Genomic DNA, 15,282 nt, shown 5'->3' with positions numbered 1-15,282 from the left:
GCTCAGCCGTCCCCCCGCCGTACCGGTTCCCGCAGCGCCCTGCCCAGCACCTCGGGCGCCCGGCCCAACGACGGCCCGTACCAGGTGAGATGCCGGCCGCTGACCAGCGCCGACGGCGCGGTGAACGCCTCCGGCCCGTCGGCCGCGGTGAACCGGTACGGCTCGTCGGGCAGCACCACCACGTCCTTGTCCACGGCGTCCAGTTCACCGAGCGGGACGCGGGGGTAGCGCTCGGCGTGGTCCGCGTACACGTTGTCGACGCCGAGGCGGGCGAGCAGGTCACCGGCGAAGGTGTCGCGGCCGACGACCATCCACGGGCGCCGCCAGACGGGGACGACGGCGCGGACGCGGCGGGCGGGCGCGGCGAGCGCGGTCCAGGCCGCCTCCGCCTCGTCGAGCCAGCGCGGCCGGGACGGCGCCCCGCACGCGCGCAGCACCCGGTCCAGCTCCGTCACGGCCTGCGGCAGGGTGCGCACCTCCGTGAGGAGGACCTCGGTCCCGGCGGCGCGCAGGGCGGCGAGGTCGGGCGCGCGGTTCTCCTCCTCGTTGGCGACGACGAGGTCGGGGCGGAGGGCGACGATCGCCGGGACGTCGGGGTTCTTGGTGCCGCCGATCCGGGGCACGTCGAGGTCCGTGGGACGGGTGCACCAGTCGGTGGCGCCGGCGAGGACGCCGGGCAGCGTGCGGGCGACGGCCTCGGTCAGGGACGGCACGAGGGAGACGACGCGCACCCCGGCCTACTTGGGTCCCGGCTCGTCGACCGCGTCGATGTGCTCCGCGACGGCCACCACGAGCACCCGCGCGTCCGGCACGGTCGCCCGCCACCGGTGCCGGACGCCACCGGTCAGGTACAGGGTGTCGCCGCGCACGAGCCGGTAGGCGCGGCCCTCCGCCTCCACCTCGACGGCGCCCTCGGTGACGTGCATCAGCACGTCGTTGCGGAGCTGGAACTCGCGGCCCGGGTCGTGGTCCCCCACGAACTCCTGGGCGTGCATCTGGTGGTGCCCGCGCACCAGGGACCGCACGACGCCGCCCGCCGAGGCGTCCTCCACGGAGGTGTCGTCGATGCGGACCAGGTCGACGGTGCGGGCCGGGTCGGCGGCGGCGAGCAGTTCGACGGCGGTGGTGCCGAGGGCGTCGGCGACCTTCTCCAGGGAGCGGCGGCTCGGCCGGGCCCGCTCGTTCTCCACCTGGCTGAGGAAGGGCACCGACAGGCCGCTGCGCTCGGCGACGACGGACAGCGTCAGTTCGAGCGTCCGGCGCCGGCGCCGGACGGCAGCGCCCACACGGAGTGACTCCTTGTGTTCATCCATGACGCCCCGCTCCCTCCCACCCCGGCCATGTCCGTTTGGTTGCACCCTACGCATGTTCGTCGCGCCGTTTCATACGAGCGGCACAAGCCGGGGTCCCGGTTCGGGCCGTGTGCTACAGCTCGCGCCAGTAGACGAGCTGTCCGGACTCGCCCGGCGCGGCCCCCTCCGCCGGGATGAACAGGCTTGTCAGGAGGGCCCGGCGACCGTCGGGGTCGGTGATCCGGGTGGCCGACGGATTGGCGAAGGAGGTGGAGCCGCCGCCGGTGCGCACCGGTACCCGGTCGGCTCGGCCGGACGCGGGATCGTAGGCGTACGCCGACCAGCTGCCGAAGTCGCCGCGGCGGCGCTGCCCCTCGACGAGGACCATCGGCGCTCCGGCGAGGCGCACCCGGTCGCGGTCGCCGATGTTGCCACGGGTGCCGTACGCCCGCACGGCCCGGTCGAGGCGGTGGTCGGGGGCGGCGTACCAGGTGGTGAAGTCCTCCAGGGTGGCCGTGAGCTGGCGGTCGGTGTCGCAGTCGGCGCGGTAGTGGCCGGTGAGCGCGATGGTGCCGCCGTGCACGGCGGTGATCGCCGGGGTGCCCTCGGCGCAGCCGGAGAGGGTGCGGGGCGCGTCGAAGCGGTGGGCGGCGCGGCCGGTGAGGAGTGCGTCCAGATCGGCGTAGCCGCGGACGGCGATGTGGTTGCGGGGGTCCTTCTCGTACGCCAGGACGTAGCCGCCGTGCCCGTCGGCGGCGAGCGCCGGCTGGCTGGAGCCCGGACCGAAGTCGTGGCGGCGGTGCCAGTGCAGCAGGTCGGCGGAGGTGGCGACGGCGGAGTGGAAGCGGCCGTCGGCGCGCATCGAGTGGTAGACGGCGAGGTAGGTCCCGGCGCCGGGGGCCTGCACGATCTGTGCGGCGTCCATGGTGGCGCCGGTGTCGTCGCGCAGTCCGTACCGGTGGCCGTCCGCCGCGGTGACATCAGCGGCAAGGGCGACAAAACGGGCGGTGGCCACCGAGGCGGGCCGGGCACTGGCGGCGGGCAACTGGATCAGCAGCAGAACGGCGGCCAGCGCGGCGGCGGCGAGGGCGCTCGGCCGGGCGGCGGTCACGGTGCTGTCGAGCGTACGAGCCCCCGGCGCCCGGACGGCCCGGACGGCGGCGTGGGCTCCGCCACAGCCCGCGGGGGGCCGCGGCGGAGCCCGGTGCGGTCCGGTGTCAGGACGCCTTGGAGCTCAGCGGCGAACCCGCGTCACCGTTGAGCAGGGGGGTGCTCCCCTCGAACTCCATGCCGCGGAAGGTGATGGTCGCCGACTCCGGGATGGTGTCGGCCCAGCCGCAGTACGTCCAGCCGCCCGCCTTGCCCGCGTAGTCGTGGCACTCGTAGTCCCAGACGTCGCTGTCGCCGTTGGCGAAGCCCCAGCCGCCGACGGCGTGGTGGCCGTCCTCCTGCTTGTCGAGGACCCAGATCCTGTCCCCGTCCTTCTGGAAGCAGACGGTGACACCCTTGCCGACGGAGCACTGGGCGCCGCTGGGCGGCCCCGACCCCTTCTTCGCCGTCTGCTTGACCGATTCGGTGGCCGACGCCGGGGCGGCGGCGAGCGCGAGACCGGTGACGAGCGCACCCGTCACCAGCGCGATCCTGCGGATCATGTTCTCTCCTCCGTGCGACGTCAGGACGTGGGCGTGATGACCTGCGGGCTGGCCCCTCCGGGGACGATGTGGTCGCCCTCCATGGTCATCGGCCAGAAGGTGAGCGTGGAGTGCTCCGGAATGACGTCGGCCAGGTCCTTGCAGACGGTCCAGCCGGCCGCCGTGCCGTGGTGGTCGTGGCAGCTCAGCTCCGGCTTGGAGGCCTGACCGCTCCACCAGAAGACGACCGCGGCGTGGTGGCCGTCCTCCTTCGCGTCCTTGACCCAGATCTGGTCGCCGCTCGCGACGTAACACCCGTGGGCCCAGCCCTCGGTGGAACACGCGGCGCCGGCCGGCGGCCCCCCGGACACGTTCACCGCCTGGTGTCCCGCTTCGGCCGAGGCCGTCCCGACCCCGACGGCCGCGAACAGCAGCGCGCCGCCCAGGACGGTACCGATGCGTTTCAGCATGAATCCCCCTTCATGAATGAAAAAAGTGCGCGATAAAGCCCGGAATTGGTCGGTCCCGGGCTCGCGAACGTCTTGATCTTTTCATTTGCCGTCACTATCGATCAACTACTCGACACAATCTCCACATTCGTTTCAAGGCATCCAGAGAACGCCCGCGACAGAAATGCGGACATGCGGGAAAAGGGGCCCCGCCGGTGTGCACCGGCGGGGCCCCTTTTCGCGGATGTCTCCGCTGGATCCGCTTCTCAGCTCTCCCGTGCGTCCAGGTCAGGACACCGGGGCCAGCTTGTCCTCCAGGCCGGGCTGGGAGTCCAGCCACTTGCGGGCCGAGGCCTTCTCATTCCCGGCCCCGCCCTTCTGGATCTCGACCTCGAGCGACGCGAGCTGCTTGTCGCTGAGCTTGAAGTCCTTCAGCCACTTGTTGAACTCCGGGAAGTCCGAGGCGAAGTCCTTCTTGCCGACGATGTGGATCCGCTCGCCCTTGCCCCAGGCGCCCTTCGGGTCCTTGAGCTTCTTCAGGTCGTACTTGCCGTAGGCCCAGTGCGGCGACCACAGGGTCACCACGACCGGCTCCTTCTTCTTGATGGAGCGGTTCAGCTCGGCCAGCATCGACGAGGTGCTGGAGGAGACGACCTTGTACTCGCCCTCGAGCCCGTACGCCTTCAGGACCTTCTTGTTCAGCGTTCCCATCATTCCGGCACTCGCCTCGATGCCGATGATCTTGCCGTTGAACTTCTTGCCCTGGCCCTTGAGGTCGGCGAGCGAGTCGATGCCCTTCACGTACGAGGGGACCGTCAGCTCCAGCGACGTGGGCCCGTACCAGGAGCCGATGTCGGACAGCTTGTCCTTGTACCGGTCCACGTACTGCTTGTGCGTCTGGGGCAGCCAGCTGTCGAGCTGGACGTCCATCTGCCCCTGCGCGAGCGAGGTGTAGAGCGGTCCCGGGTCGAGCTGCTTCAGGTTCGCCTTGTAGCCGCGGTCCTCCAGGATGTTCTGCCACAGGTAGGAGGAGGCGATGGCCTCGTCCCACGGGAAGTAGCCCATGTCGACCGACTTGCCGGCGTCCTTGCCCTGCTTCTGCGCACCGCCGCCGGGCACCGGCGCCAGCTTGTCGACCAGGCCCGGGTTCTTCTTCAGCCAGCCGCGCACGCCGTCCTGCTCGTGGCCCTCGCCGGCGGCCTTGATGTCGTTCTCCAGGCTCGTGAGCTGCTTCTCGGTGAGCTTGAAGTCCTTCAGCCACTTGCCGACCGTCGGGTTCTTCCGCGCGAAGCCCTTGTGGGCGACGGTGTGGATCTCCTCGCCCTTGCCCCAGGCGCCCTTCGGGTCCTTGAGCTTCTTCAGGTCGTACTTGCCGTACGCCCAGTGCGGCGACCACAGGGTCACCACGACCGGCTCCTTCTTCTTGATGGAGCGCTCCAGCTGGGCGAGCATCGTCGACGTGCTGGAGGAGACGACCTTGTACTCGCCGTCCAGCCCGTACGCCTTGAGGACCTTCTTGTTGAGGGTCCCCATCATTCCGGCGCTGGCCTCGATGCCGATGATCTTGCCGTCGAACTTCTTGCCCTGGCCCTTGAGGTCGGCGAGCGAGTCGACGCCCTTCACGTACGAGGGGACCGTCAGCTCCAGCGAGGTCGGGCCGTACCACGACCCCATGTCGTCGAGCTTGCTCTTGTACTTGTCCCAGTACGCCTTGTGCGTCGTGGGCAGCCAGGAGTCGGTCTGGAAGTCGACGTCGCCGCGCGCCACGCCGGAGTACAGCGGGCCGGGGTCGAGCTGCTTGACGTCCGTGGTGTAGCCGCGCTGCTCCAGCAGCTCCTTCCACAGGTACGTGGAGGCGGTGCCCTCGTCCCAGGGGATGTAGCCGATGCTGACCTTGTCGCCCTTGCCGACGTCCGTGCTGTTCGCGGTGGCGGAGTCGTCCGAGCCCGTGAGGTTCATCCCGCCGGCGACCAGCGCCAGGGCGACCACACCGACGACGGCGACGACACCGGCCGGCTTGTAGTGCGCGAAGGAGAACCCGCTGCGGGTCGCGGCCAGCTTCGCGGCGGCGCGGCGGCCCAGCGGGGACACCCGCTCGTTGAGCGCGCCCGTCATCCGGTCCAGGTACATGGCCAGGACCACGACCGCGACACCGCTCTCGGCGGCCAGGCCGACCTTCAGCTGGGTGATCGCCGAGTAGACCTGCTCACCGAGGCCGCCCGCACCGGCCATACCGCCGATGACGACCATCGACAGGGCCAGCATGATGACCTGGTTGACACCGGCCATGATGGTCGGCAGCGCCAGCGGCAGCTGGACGCGGGTCAGGGTGGAGCGCGGGCTGGTGCCGAACGCGTCGGCGGCCTCGATCAGCTCGCCGTCGACCTGCCGGATGCCCAGCTCGGTCATGCGCACGCCGGGGGGCATCGCGAAGATGACCGTCGCGAGCAGGCCCGGGGTGGTGCCGACGCCGAAGAACATGACGCCGGGGATCAGGTAGATGAACGCCGGCATCGTCTGCATGACGTCGAGCACCGGGCGGATGGCGCCGCTGACGCGGTTGCTGCGCGCGGCCCAGATGCCGACCGGGACGGCGATGACGATGGTGATGACGGCCGCGACGAGCACGAGGGACAGGGTGTCCATCGCGTCGTCCCACAGGCCGAGCGAGTCGATCAGCGCCATGCCGACGAAGGCGAGCACGCCGGGGAGCAGACCGCGCAGCCAGCACGCGATGACGGCGAGGATGCCCGCCATCAGCAGCGGCTCACCGCCGCCGAGCACGGCGTCCACCCCGTCGTACATGCCGCCCAGGACGGTCTGGATGAAGTCGAACAGCCAGGTCAGATGGGATTGCAGCCAGTCGACCGCGTCCTCGACCCAGTCACCGAAATGAAGCCTAGGCACCGGCGTTCACCTTCTCCACCGGGCCGTCGCCCTCGCCGCGCGGCGAGGTGTCGGCGTCGTCCGCTTCCTCGGTGGAGCCGGCGGCGGCGCCGCCCTCCACGGTCTTCATCGGCTCGCCGAGCACGGCGAGCAGCCGCTGCCGCGGGACGACACCGAGCAGCGTGCCCGCGTCGTCGGTCACGGCCACGGGTATCTCGCTGGTCGCGCAGGGCGTGAACAGCTCGATGATGGGGGTGTCCTCGGTGACCGTCGCCGGGGCCTCGGACGCCCGGTACCCCGGCTCGGGGGTGGCCATGATCGCGCCCGCGCTCAGCACCCGGGAGCGGTCGACGTCCTGGGTGAAGGACGCGACGTAGTCGTTGGCCGGCGTGACGAGGATGTCCTCGGCGGAGCCGATCTGGACGATGCGGCCGTCGCGCATGACGGCGATGCGGTCGCCCAGGCGCATGGCCTCGTTCAGGTCGTGGGTGATGAAGACGATGGTCTTCTTCAGGGTCTTCTGGAGTTCGAGCAGCTGGTCCTGCATGTCGCGCCGGATCAGCGGGTCGAGCGCGCTGAACGACTCGTCCATGAGGAGCATGTCGGCGTCGGTGGCGAGCGCGCGGGCCAGGCCCACGCGCTGCTGCATGCCGCCGGACAGCTCGTCGGGGAAGGACTTCTCCCACCCCTTGAGACCGGCCAGCTCCAGCGCCTCGTGGGCGCGCTTCTCGCGCTCGGCGCGGGGCACGCCCTGCACCTCGAGACCGTAGGCCGCGTTCTCCTGGACGGAGCGGTGCGGGAACAGCGCGAAGTGCTGGAAGACCATGCTGATCTTCTTGGAGCGCACCTCGCGCAGGTCGCGTGCGGACAGCTGCGTCAGGTCCTGGCCGTCGAAGCGGACGTGCCCCGCCGTGGGCTCCAGGAGTCCGTTGAGCATGCGCAGCAGCGTGGACTTGCCGGAGCCGGACAGACCCATCACGACAAAGATCTGGCCCGGCTCGACGGTGAAGGACGCCTCGATGACGGCGGCCGTGGTGCCGTCGGCGCGCAGCTCTTCACGGTCTGCTCCGCGGCGGAGTTTCTCCACCGCCTCGGCGGGTCGTCTGCCGAACACCTTGTACAGGTCTTCGGCTTCAAGCCTGGACACATACACCTCTCGGGTCGAAACAGGACGGCCCGCCTCCCCCGCCGGCGGGCCGAGGAGCGACACGGGGTCGGCCCGTCCGGTCGGCCTCGTCCAACCGTTCAATAGTTGAACGTGAGACCGGCTTCGCTCCGGCTCGGCGCCTGCCCGCCCTTATGCGGACCAAACACGGAGTGGTCCAGTTCACATTCCGTTCACCGTGCGTCCGGCTGCGTCCGGCTCCGTCCGGCGCCTGTCGGTGGCGTACGGCATGATGCGCAAGGTGACCCAAGGACCCGCCGCCCCCTCCGCGGACCAGCGCCTGATGCTGCTCGACACCGCGTCCCTGTACTTCCGGGCCTACTTCGGAGTGCCGGACTCCGTGAAGGCCCCGGACGGCACCCCGGTGAACGCGGTGCGCGGACTGCTCGAATTCATCACCCGCCTCGTCCACGACCACCACCCCACGCACCTGGTGGCGTGCATGGACGCGGACTGGCGCCCCCAGTGGCGCGTCGACCTGATCCCCTCCTACAAGGCGCACCGCGTCGCCGAGGAGACGCCGGCGGGCACCCCGGACGAGGAGGAGGTGCCCGACACCCTCTCGCCGCAGGTCCCGATCATCGAGGCGGTGCTGGACGCGGTGGGCATCGCGCGGGTCGGCGTCGCCGGGTACGAGGCGGACGACGTGATCGGCACGTTCACCGGGCGGGCGCGCGGCCCGGTCGACATCGTCACCGGCGACCGCGACCTGTTCCAGCTCGTCGACGACGGGCGGGAGCGGCGCGTGCTGTACCCGGTGAAGGGCGTCGGCACGTTGCAGATCACCGACGAGGACCTGCTGCGCGAGAAGTACGGGGTCGACGGCTCCGGGTATGCGGACATGGCGCTGCTGCGCGGCGACCCGAGCGACGGCCTGCCGGGCGTGCCCGGCATCGGCGAGAAGACGGCCGCGAAGCTGCTCGCGCAGTTCGGGGACCTGGCCGGGATCCTGGCCGCGGTCGACGACCCGAAGGCGAAGCTGACGCCGACGCAGCGCACGCGGCTCGACGCGTCGCGCCCCTACCTCGCGGTGGCGCCCACCGTGGTGCGGGTCGCGGGCGACGTGCCGCTGCCCGACGTGGACACCGCGCTGCCCCGGACGCCCCGCGACCCGGCCGCGGTCGAGCGGTTGGGGGCCCGCTGGGGCTTGGGGGGTTCTTTGCAGCGGCTCCTGGCCACACTCTCCGGGTGAGGTGCTAACTTAGGTTTACCTAAGTAGCCGTGGATCGAGGGAGACCGTACATGGCCGAGCGTCCCGCAGCGCGCAAGCCCCGCAAGGCCCGTTCCGCACAGGTCGTGCGCACGGAGCGGCTCACCCCGCACATGCAGCGGGTGGTGCTCGGCGGGGACGGTCTCGCGGACTTCCCCACCGAGCTGGAGTACACCGACCACTACCTGAAGCTGCTGTTCGCGCCGCCCGGCGTCGCGTACGAGGAGCCCTTCGACGTGGAGCGGATCCGGGAGGAGCTGCCGCGCGAGCAGTGGCCCGTCACGCGGACGTACACGGTGCGCGCCTGGGACCCGGCCGCGCGCGAGCTGACCGTCGACTTCGTGGTCCACGGCGACGAGGGCCTGGCCGGCCCCTGGTCGGCCGCCGCGCGGCCCGGCGACACGATCCACTTCATGGGACCGGGCGGCGCCTACCGCCCGGACCCCGCCGCCGACTGGCACCTGTTCGCCGGTGACGAGAGCGCCCTGCCGGCGATCGCCGCCGCGCTGGAGGCGCTGCCGGAGGGGACGCGGGCGCACGCCTTCATCGAGGTCGAGGGCCCCGAGGAGGAGCAGAAGATCGACACCCCGGTCGCGGTCACCTGGCTGCACCGGGCGGACCGTCCGGTCGGCCGGGCGCTGTGCGCGGCGGTCACCGGACTCGACTTCCCCGAGGGCCGGCTGCACGCCTTCGTGCACGGCGAGGCCGGGTTCGTGAAGGAACTGCGCCGCTATCTGCGCGTCGAGCGGCAGATCCCCCGCGAGGACCTGTCCATCTCCGGCTACTGGCGCCTCGGCCACAACGAGGACGGCTGGCAGGCGTCGAAGCGCGACTGGAACGCCCAGGTCGAGGCCGAACAGGAGAGCTGACGCCGACCCGCGCGTCCCGCCCGCCCCGGAGCGGGCCCGCGCCACCGCGGCCGGTCGCGCGGGCCCGCCCCCGTACCCTTGGCCCGGTGACCCGCCGAAGGCCCAGCACGCCCTCCCCGCTCCCCCAGCGCGCCGGAATCGACGCGGTCCGGGTGCGCCTGCCGGTGGCGGGCGCCGACGCCTGGGCCACCCTCCGCGACCACCTCGTGGGGCGGCTCGGCGCGGGCGACGGCGTGCTCGACGCGATGATCGCCGAGGGCCGGATCGTGCGGGCCGACGGCAGCGCGATCACCGCCGCGTCGGCCTACGAGCCGGGCGGCAGCGTCTGGTTCCACCGCGACCTGGCACCCGAGACACCGGTGCCGTTCACCATCGGCATCGTGTACCGCGACGAGCACATCGTCGTCGCCGACAAGCCGCACTTCCTCGCCACGACCCCGCGCGGCAGCCATGTCACCGAGACGGCGCTCGCCCGGCTGCGCCGCGATCTCGGCCTCACCACGCTCGGCCCCGCCCACCGGCTCGACCGGCTGACGGCGGGGCTGGTGCTGTTCGTCGTACGGCCGGCGGAGCGGGGGAAGTACCAGACGCTGTTCCGGGACCGGCTCGTGCGCAAGGAGTACGAGGCGGTGGCCGCGTACGATCCGGCGGTGCCGCTGCCCGTGACCCTGCGCAGCCGGATCGAGAAGGAGCGCGGGGTGCTCGCCGCCCGGGAGGTCCCGGGCGGCGAGCCCAACGCCGAGACCGACGTCCGGCTCGCCGCGCACGCGGGGCGGCTCGGCCGGTACCGGCTGACCCCGCACACCGGGCGCACCCACCAGCTTCGGGTCCACATGAACCGCCTGGGCCTGCCGATCCTCGGCGACCCGCTGTACCCGGTCGTCGCCGACCCGGTCGCGCCCGGCGACTTCCACCGGCCGCTGCAACTCCTGGCACGCTCACTGGAGTTCCGGGACCCGGTGACCGGGCGCGAGCACCGGTTCGTCAGCGCCCGCACCCTGCGCGCCTGGACGTCGTACGCGTCCTGGGCCGACGGGCCCGCCGATCAGTAGCCGCGCCACCAGCGCAGGAACCGCTGCCAGGCACCGGCCGGCGGTTCCGGCTCGCTCCCCTGCGCGGGGAGCACCGCGGACGGCATCGCGGGCGGCGCCGGCTCGGCGGGCGACGGGGGCACGGCCGGCGCGGGCGCCGACGAGACCTGCCAGTCCGGCCGGCGCGGCGGCGTGATGCTGGGCTTGCCGCTGACGTCCTGCTGCGCGCGCGGTGTGAACGTCACCGGCAGCGTCACGAGGTGCCGGGACAGGATCGACGAACGCCACCGCAACTCGCTCTCGTCGACCGAGAGTTCGGTGTCGGGCAGCCGCATCAGGAACGCGTCGACACCGATCTCGGCGATGGCGCGGCCGATGTCCTGGCCGGGGCACTCGTGCGGCCCGCCGCCGAACGCGAGGTGCGAGCGGTTGCCCATCATGTGCGCGGTCGGATCGGGGCGGACGACCGGGCACACGTTGCCCGGCTGGATCCCGAAGAGCAGGCCGTCGCCCGCGCGGATGTGCTGTCCGCCCAGCTCGGTGTCCACCTTGGCGAAGTAGCCGATCATGGCGCTGAACGGCGGCTCGTCCCACAGCGACTGCTCGACGGCCTCGGGCACCGTCATCTGCCCGCCGTTGAGCTGGGCCCGGAAGCGCGGGTCGGTGAGCACGACGCGCAGCACGTTCGCGATGAGGTTGGCCGTCGCCTCGTACCCGGCGATGAGGACCAGGCGCAGGTGGTGCGCGACCTCCTCGTCGGTGAGCCCGGCCGGATCGCTGATCAGCCCGCTGGTGAAGTCGCCGTCGACCGGCTGGGCCCGGCGCCGGGCCACGAGGTCGAACAGGACGCCCATGATGAACTCGTTGCTGGCGATGGCGGTCTCGGTGCCCTTGAGGAAGTCGCGGGCGTTCTGCACGATCCGCTCGCTGTAGGCCTCGGGGGCGCCGATCACGTCGAGCATCACCATCATCGGCAGGTGCTCGGCGAACTCGCTGACGATGTCGCAGGTGCCGCGCTCGGAGAACCGGTTGATGATCTCCTGGGTGCCCTTGTTGATGGACCGGCGCAGGCTGCGGTGCTCGATGGTCGACATGGCGGCGGTGACCGCGCCGCGCAGCCGGGCGTGCTCGGCGCCCTCGACGAAGGATGCCATGGGCTGCCAGCTGACGACGGGGGCCAGCGGGTGCGTGGGCTTGAACGTGCCGTTCTTCATCTGCGTCCAGATGCGGGCGTCCCGGGTGTACTGGGACGTGCTGCGCACCATGTGCAGGTTCTCGGTGTGCCCGAGCACGGCCCACATCCGGACGTCCTCGTGGATCAGCACGGGGGCCACCGGGCCGTGTTCGGCGCGCAGCTTCTCGTAGAGGGCGGGGATGTCGGCGTCGGCCTCGGGCCCGTAGAGCCGGCGCAGCCCGCCCGGGCCGAGGGCGTGCGCGGGACAGCCCGGCGGCGGGGTCGCGCCGTAGCCGTCGAGGTCGTCGTACCCGGCGGGCGACCGGGAGGGGTCGGGGGGAGGTGGCGTCACGGAATCGCTCCGGTCGATGGGTGAACTGATGGGGCGGGCGCGGCGGTTCGGGGTCAGGCGTGGTGCAGGGCCATCTCGTGGAGATAGCGCATCAGGGTCAGCAGGACGTCGCGGCTGGAGGCCCGGCGGCGCGCGTCGCACTCGATGATCGGGACCCGCGGGTCCAGGTCGAGGGCGTCGCGCAGCTCCTCGGCGGGGTAGCGCGGGCCGTCCGGGAAGGCGTTGTTGGCGATGACGAACGGGACGCCGCGCTCCTCCAGCCGCCCGATCACGTCGAAGCTGACCTCCAGGCGACGGGTGTCGATGAGGACGACGGCGCCGAGCGCGCCCTCGAACAGCCCGTTCCACAGGAACCAGAAGCGTTCCTGGCCCGGCGTCCCGAACAGGTACAGGACGAGTTCGTCGGTGATCCTGATGCGGCCGAAGTCCATGGCCACGGTGGTGGCCGTCTTGGTGTCGGAGCCGTAGTCGTCGTCGACGCCGATCCCGGCCTGCGTCATGGTCTCCTCGGTGGTGAGCGGGCGGATCTCGCTGACCGACCCGACCATCGTGGTCTTGCCCACCCCGAAGCCGCCGACGATCACGATCTTCACCGCCGAGCTGACCGTCTCGGGCAGCCGGTCCTCGGCCCGCGGCCCCGGGAGGTGCGTGCCGCCGGTGGTGACGTCGGTGGCGGCCGCGTGGTCAGAGCTTCTGTAGTCCATGCATCACCGCTTCGAGGAGGGAACGGTCCGCGACCGCGCCCCGGATGACCGGAGCGCGGGCCTGGACCTGTTCGGCCGCGAGGAGTTCGCCGAGCAGCACGGTGACCACGCTGAACGGCAGATTGAGATAGGCCGAGATCTCGGCCGTGGACAGGGGCGTGCGGCACATCCGCAGGACGGCGGCCTGTTCGGGCGGCGCCGACGGCTTCGGCCCGGCGCGGGCCACGATCAGGGTGACCAGGTCGAGCGGCGCGCGCTCGGAGCCGTCGGTCCCGCCGGTGATCACGTACAGCCGTTCCAGGTCCTTGGGGTCCTGGGGCGTCTCGGGCGAGCGCCGCTCGCGCCGCGGCGGCTCCCGGTAGGGGGGCTGGGAGGACCGCGTCATACGGTCTGCCCGTTGCGGCGGGGCGGGCTGGTGAGGTGGGTGCCGATCCGGATGACGAGGTCGCGCATCTGGTGGCTGATCATGCCGGCGTCGACGAACTGGTTGGCGAGGACGGCGAGATACGCGCCCTTGCCCGCGGCCATCAGATAGAAGAACCCGGCGTCGACCTCGATGATGACCATGTTCATCCTGCCGCTGGAGTCGGGGATCTCCGTGGCGACCGCGGAGGCGAGGGACTGGAGTCCCGCGCAGGCGGCGGCGAGCCGGTCGGCGGCGTCGGGGTCGCCGCCGTAGCGGGCGATGCGCAGACCGTCGGCGGAGAGCACGACCACCTGCTGCACGTTCGCCACACTGTCGGCGAGCTCCTTGAGCATCCAGTCGAAGTTGGCGCGTTGCTGGATCACTGACGGTCTCCCTCGTCGACCTGCTGGTTGTACGCGTCGTCGTGCGGCTTCTCGGCGGCGGCACCGGGACCGTCGGCCTCGGCGCTCCCGCCGGGCTTCAGCCCGTTCATGAACGCCTCGACCCACAGGCCGGGTTCGGGCTGGTCGGGCTGGTCGGGCTTGTCGTGCTCCGGCTCCACGGACGGGGTGGGGGGGTACCCGCTCCCGTACCCCTGCGCCTCGGGCGGCGGCAGGGAGAGGTCGGGGTTGCGGGGCGTCACGATGATCTGGTTCTCGATGATCTTCGTGTCGACCTTCCTGCGGCGTTGCGGAAGCCCGTTGGCCCGCCATTCGGTGACCACCGGGACGTCGTCCTCCATCGCGAGGAGCGGGGCGGAGGGGCGCGGGCCCGTGGTGGGGCGGCGGGTCTTCTTCAGCCGCGGCTCCTCCTGGATCGGCACGCCGTTGTGGTCGACGCGCGGCACGGCGGTGGCGCCGATGCCGTGGGCGAGGCCGGGCGCGGGCTCGCTGCTCATCATGTCGCGCGGGACGACGAGCACGGCGCGCACGCCGCCGTACGCGGACTGGCGCAGCGAGATCTGCATGTCGTACATGGAGCAGAGGCGGCCGACGATCGACAGGCCGAGGCGCGGGTTCTCGCCGAGGTCGTTGAGGTCGACGCCGGCCTGGGCGCGGTCCAGCATCCGCTCGACCCGGGCCCGCTGCTCCTCGCCGAGGCTGACGCCGCCGTCCTCGATCTCGATGGCGACCCCGGTCTGCACCTCGACGGCGGTGACGTGCACGCGGGTCTGCGGCGGCGAGTAGCGGGTGGCGTTGTCGAGCAGTTCGGCGACGGCGTGGATCAGCGGCTCCACGGAGATGCCCTTGATGGCGATGTCGCAGATGGCGTGCAGGTCGATGCGCGGGTATTCCAGGATGCGCGACATGGCGCCGCGCAGCACGCTGTAGAGCTTGACCGGCTTGGGCCACTGGCGGCCGGGCCGGGCGCCGCCGAGGACGGTGACGGAGTCGGCGAGGCGGCCGATCAGGGCGGTGCCGTGGTCGATGCGCAGGAGGTCGTCGAAGACCTCGGGGTTGCGGCCGTGGTCCTCCTCCATCTCGCGGAGTTCCTGGGCCTGCTTGTGCACGATGGCCTGGACGCGGCGGGCGATGGAGACGAAGGCGCGCTGGGCCGCGTCGTTGGCGGCGGCCTCCCGGTCGATCTCCTTGAGGCAGGCGCTGATCAGCGCGCGCTCGCCGCGGGTGACCTCGCGGAAGGCGGGTTCGGCGTCGCAGGTGTTGCGGACGGCGTCCACGGGGTTGTCGCCGGTGCGCAGCCGGTACAGGGCGTGCGGCAGGACGTCCTTGGCGACCCGCATCGTGCGCTGTTCCTGGTCGGCGATGCGGTGTTCCAACTCGGCCACGTGGTGGGCGTATTGGGTGCGCTGCCCCCTGAGGACCCGGCCGCGGCGCACGGCCTCCGCCGCGACGGCGACGACCAGGAGCGTGCCGAGGGCGCCGCACAGGGTGACGGCGAGCCGCGCGGGCTCGGCGACCAGGGCGACGGCCGCCCCGGTGGCGGCGGCCATGACCATCGCGGGCAGCAACAGCACGCGTGTGTAGGGGACTTCTCGGCCACCGGGAGGCGATTGAACACTCACCATGTATGCCCTCTGAACGGTCGTATGGGGGAAGTGTGCGACGGTTCGTCGTGTTGTGTCGGCTGGACGTTCCCCGGATCAATGCGTCCC

General features: G+C 71.7%; 15 protein-coding genes. 3 read left to right on the top strand and 12 right to left on the bottom strand.

Annotated elements, in window-relative coordinates; all coding sequences use genetic code 11:
- Window positions 1-2: 2 nt before the first annotated feature.
- The 7 genes from ACIP5K_RS20795 to ACIP5K_RS20765 all read right to left on the bottom strand — a co-directional run bounded on the left by ACIP5K_RS20795 (window position 3) and on the right by ACIP5K_RS20765 (window position 7,411).
- A complete protein-coding gene (locus tag ACIP5K_RS20795) occupies window positions 3-731 on the bottom strand; it encodes a helical backbone metal receptor (protein WP_401411483.1) in 729 nt (242 codons plus the stop codon).
- Between the two features lie 6 nt (window positions 732-737).
- On the bottom strand, window positions 738-1,313 hold the full coding sequence (locus tag ACIP5K_RS20790) for a helix-turn-helix domain-containing protein (protein WP_401411481.1): 576 nt from the start codon (window positions 1,311-1,313) through the stop codon (window positions 738-740).
- A 112-nt stretch (window positions 1,314-1,425) separates the two neighbouring features.
- A complete protein-coding gene (locus ACIP5K_RS20785; RefSeq protein WP_401411480.1) occupies window positions 1,426-2,403 on the bottom strand; it encodes a hypothetical protein in 978 nt (325 codons plus the stop codon).
- A gap of 106 nt (window positions 2,404-2,509) precedes the next feature.
- Window positions 2,510-2,944, bottom strand: coding sequence for a hypothetical protein (locus ACIP5K_RS20780; protein ID WP_401411478.1), 435 nt, complete (start codon window positions 2,942-2,944; stop codon window positions 2,510-2,512).
- Window positions 2,945-2,964: 20 nt separating this feature from the next.
- A complete protein-coding gene (locus ACIP5K_RS20775; RefSeq protein ID WP_401411477.1) occupies window positions 2,965-3,393 on the bottom strand; it encodes a hypothetical protein in 429 nt (142 codons plus the stop codon).
- Between the two features lie 267 nt (window positions 3,394-3,660).
- Window positions 3,661-6,279, bottom strand: coding sequence for an ABC transporter permease/substrate binding protein (locus tag ACIP5K_RS20770; protein WP_401411475.1), 2,619 nt, complete (start codon window positions 6,277-6,279; stop codon window positions 3,661-3,663).
- Window positions 6,272-7,411, bottom strand: coding sequence for a glycine betaine/L-proline ABC transporter ATP-binding protein (locus ACIP5K_RS20765; protein ID WP_401411473.1), 1,140 nt, complete (start codon window positions 7,409-7,411; stop codon window positions 6,272-6,274). The genes ACIP5K_RS20770 and ACIP5K_RS20765 overlap by 8 nt, the downstream gene beginning before the upstream one ends.
- A gap of 244 nt (window positions 7,412-7,655) precedes the next feature.
- Here ACIP5K_RS20765 and ACIP5K_RS20760 point away from each other — a divergent pair, with 244 nt between their 5' ends.
- The 3 genes from ACIP5K_RS20760 (at window position 7,656) to ACIP5K_RS20750 (ending at window position 10,554) form a co-directional block, all read left to right on the top strand.
- Complete coding sequence (locus tag ACIP5K_RS20760) at window positions 7,656-8,615, top strand: 5'-3' exonuclease H3TH domain-containing protein (protein ID WP_401411854.1); 960 nt, start codon at window positions 7,656-7,658, stop codon at window positions 8,613-8,615.
- A gap of 50 nt (window positions 8,616-8,665) precedes the next feature.
- Window positions 8,666-9,502 (top strand): siderophore-interacting protein, encoded by an 837-nt coding sequence (locus ACIP5K_RS20755; RefSeq protein ID WP_401411471.1) that lies wholly within the window; start codon window positions 8,666-8,668, stop codon window positions 9,500-9,502.
- Between the two features lie 86 nt (window positions 9,503-9,588).
- Window positions 9,589-10,554, top strand: a complete 966-nt coding sequence (locus ACIP5K_RS20750) for an RluA family pseudouridine synthase (RefSeq protein WP_401411470.1) — start codon at window positions 9,589-9,591, stop codon at window positions 10,552-10,554.
- Here the strand turns inward: ACIP5K_RS20750 and ACIP5K_RS20745 are convergent.
- The 5 genes from ACIP5K_RS20745 to ACIP5K_RS20725 are packed head-to-tail and all read right to left on the bottom strand — an operon-like array spanning window position 10,548 to window position 15,195.
- Entirely contained in the window at window positions 10,548-12,059 is a 1,512-nt protein-coding gene (locus ACIP5K_RS20745; RefSeq protein WP_401411468.1) for a cytochrome P450, read from the bottom strand. The two genes, ACIP5K_RS20750 and ACIP5K_RS20745, sit on opposite strands and share 7 nt — an antisense overlap.
- A gap of 53 nt (window positions 12,060-12,112) precedes the next feature.
- Window positions 12,113-12,763 (bottom strand): GTP-binding protein, encoded by a 651-nt coding sequence (locus ACIP5K_RS20740; protein ID WP_401411466.1) that lies wholly within the window; start codon window positions 12,761-12,763, stop codon window positions 12,113-12,115.
- Window positions 12,744-13,148: a DUF742 domain-containing protein gene (locus ACIP5K_RS20735; protein ID WP_401411465.1), complete on the bottom strand. Its 405-nt coding sequence runs from the start codon at window positions 13,146-13,148 to the stop codon at window positions 12,744-12,746. Before ACIP5K_RS20735 ends, ACIP5K_RS20740 begins: the two co-directional genes overlap by 20 nt.
- Window positions 13,145-13,552, bottom strand: a complete 408-nt coding sequence (locus tag ACIP5K_RS20730; RefSeq protein ID WP_401411463.1) for a roadblock/LC7 domain-containing protein — start codon at window positions 13,550-13,552, stop codon at window positions 13,145-13,147. The genes ACIP5K_RS20735 and ACIP5K_RS20730 overlap by 4 nt, the downstream gene beginning before the upstream one ends.
- The gene (locus ACIP5K_RS20725; protein WP_401411462.1) at window positions 13,549-15,195 is read right to left on the bottom strand and encodes a sensor histidine kinase; all 1,647 of its coding nucleotides are present in this window, start codon (window positions 15,193-15,195) and stop codon (window positions 13,549-13,551) included. The genes ACIP5K_RS20730 and ACIP5K_RS20725 overlap by 4 nt, the downstream gene beginning before the upstream one ends.
- Window positions 15,196-15,282 lie beyond the last annotated feature (87 nt).

Source organism: Streptomyces sp. NPDC088785, assembly GCF_044750685.1.
Taxonomy (GTDB): domain Bacteria; phylum Actinomycetota; class Actinomycetes; order Streptomycetales; family Streptomycetaceae; genus Streptomyces.
The sequence above is the reverse complement of the archived record's forward strand: the minus strand, read 5'-3'. Positions and strand labels throughout refer to the sequence as shown.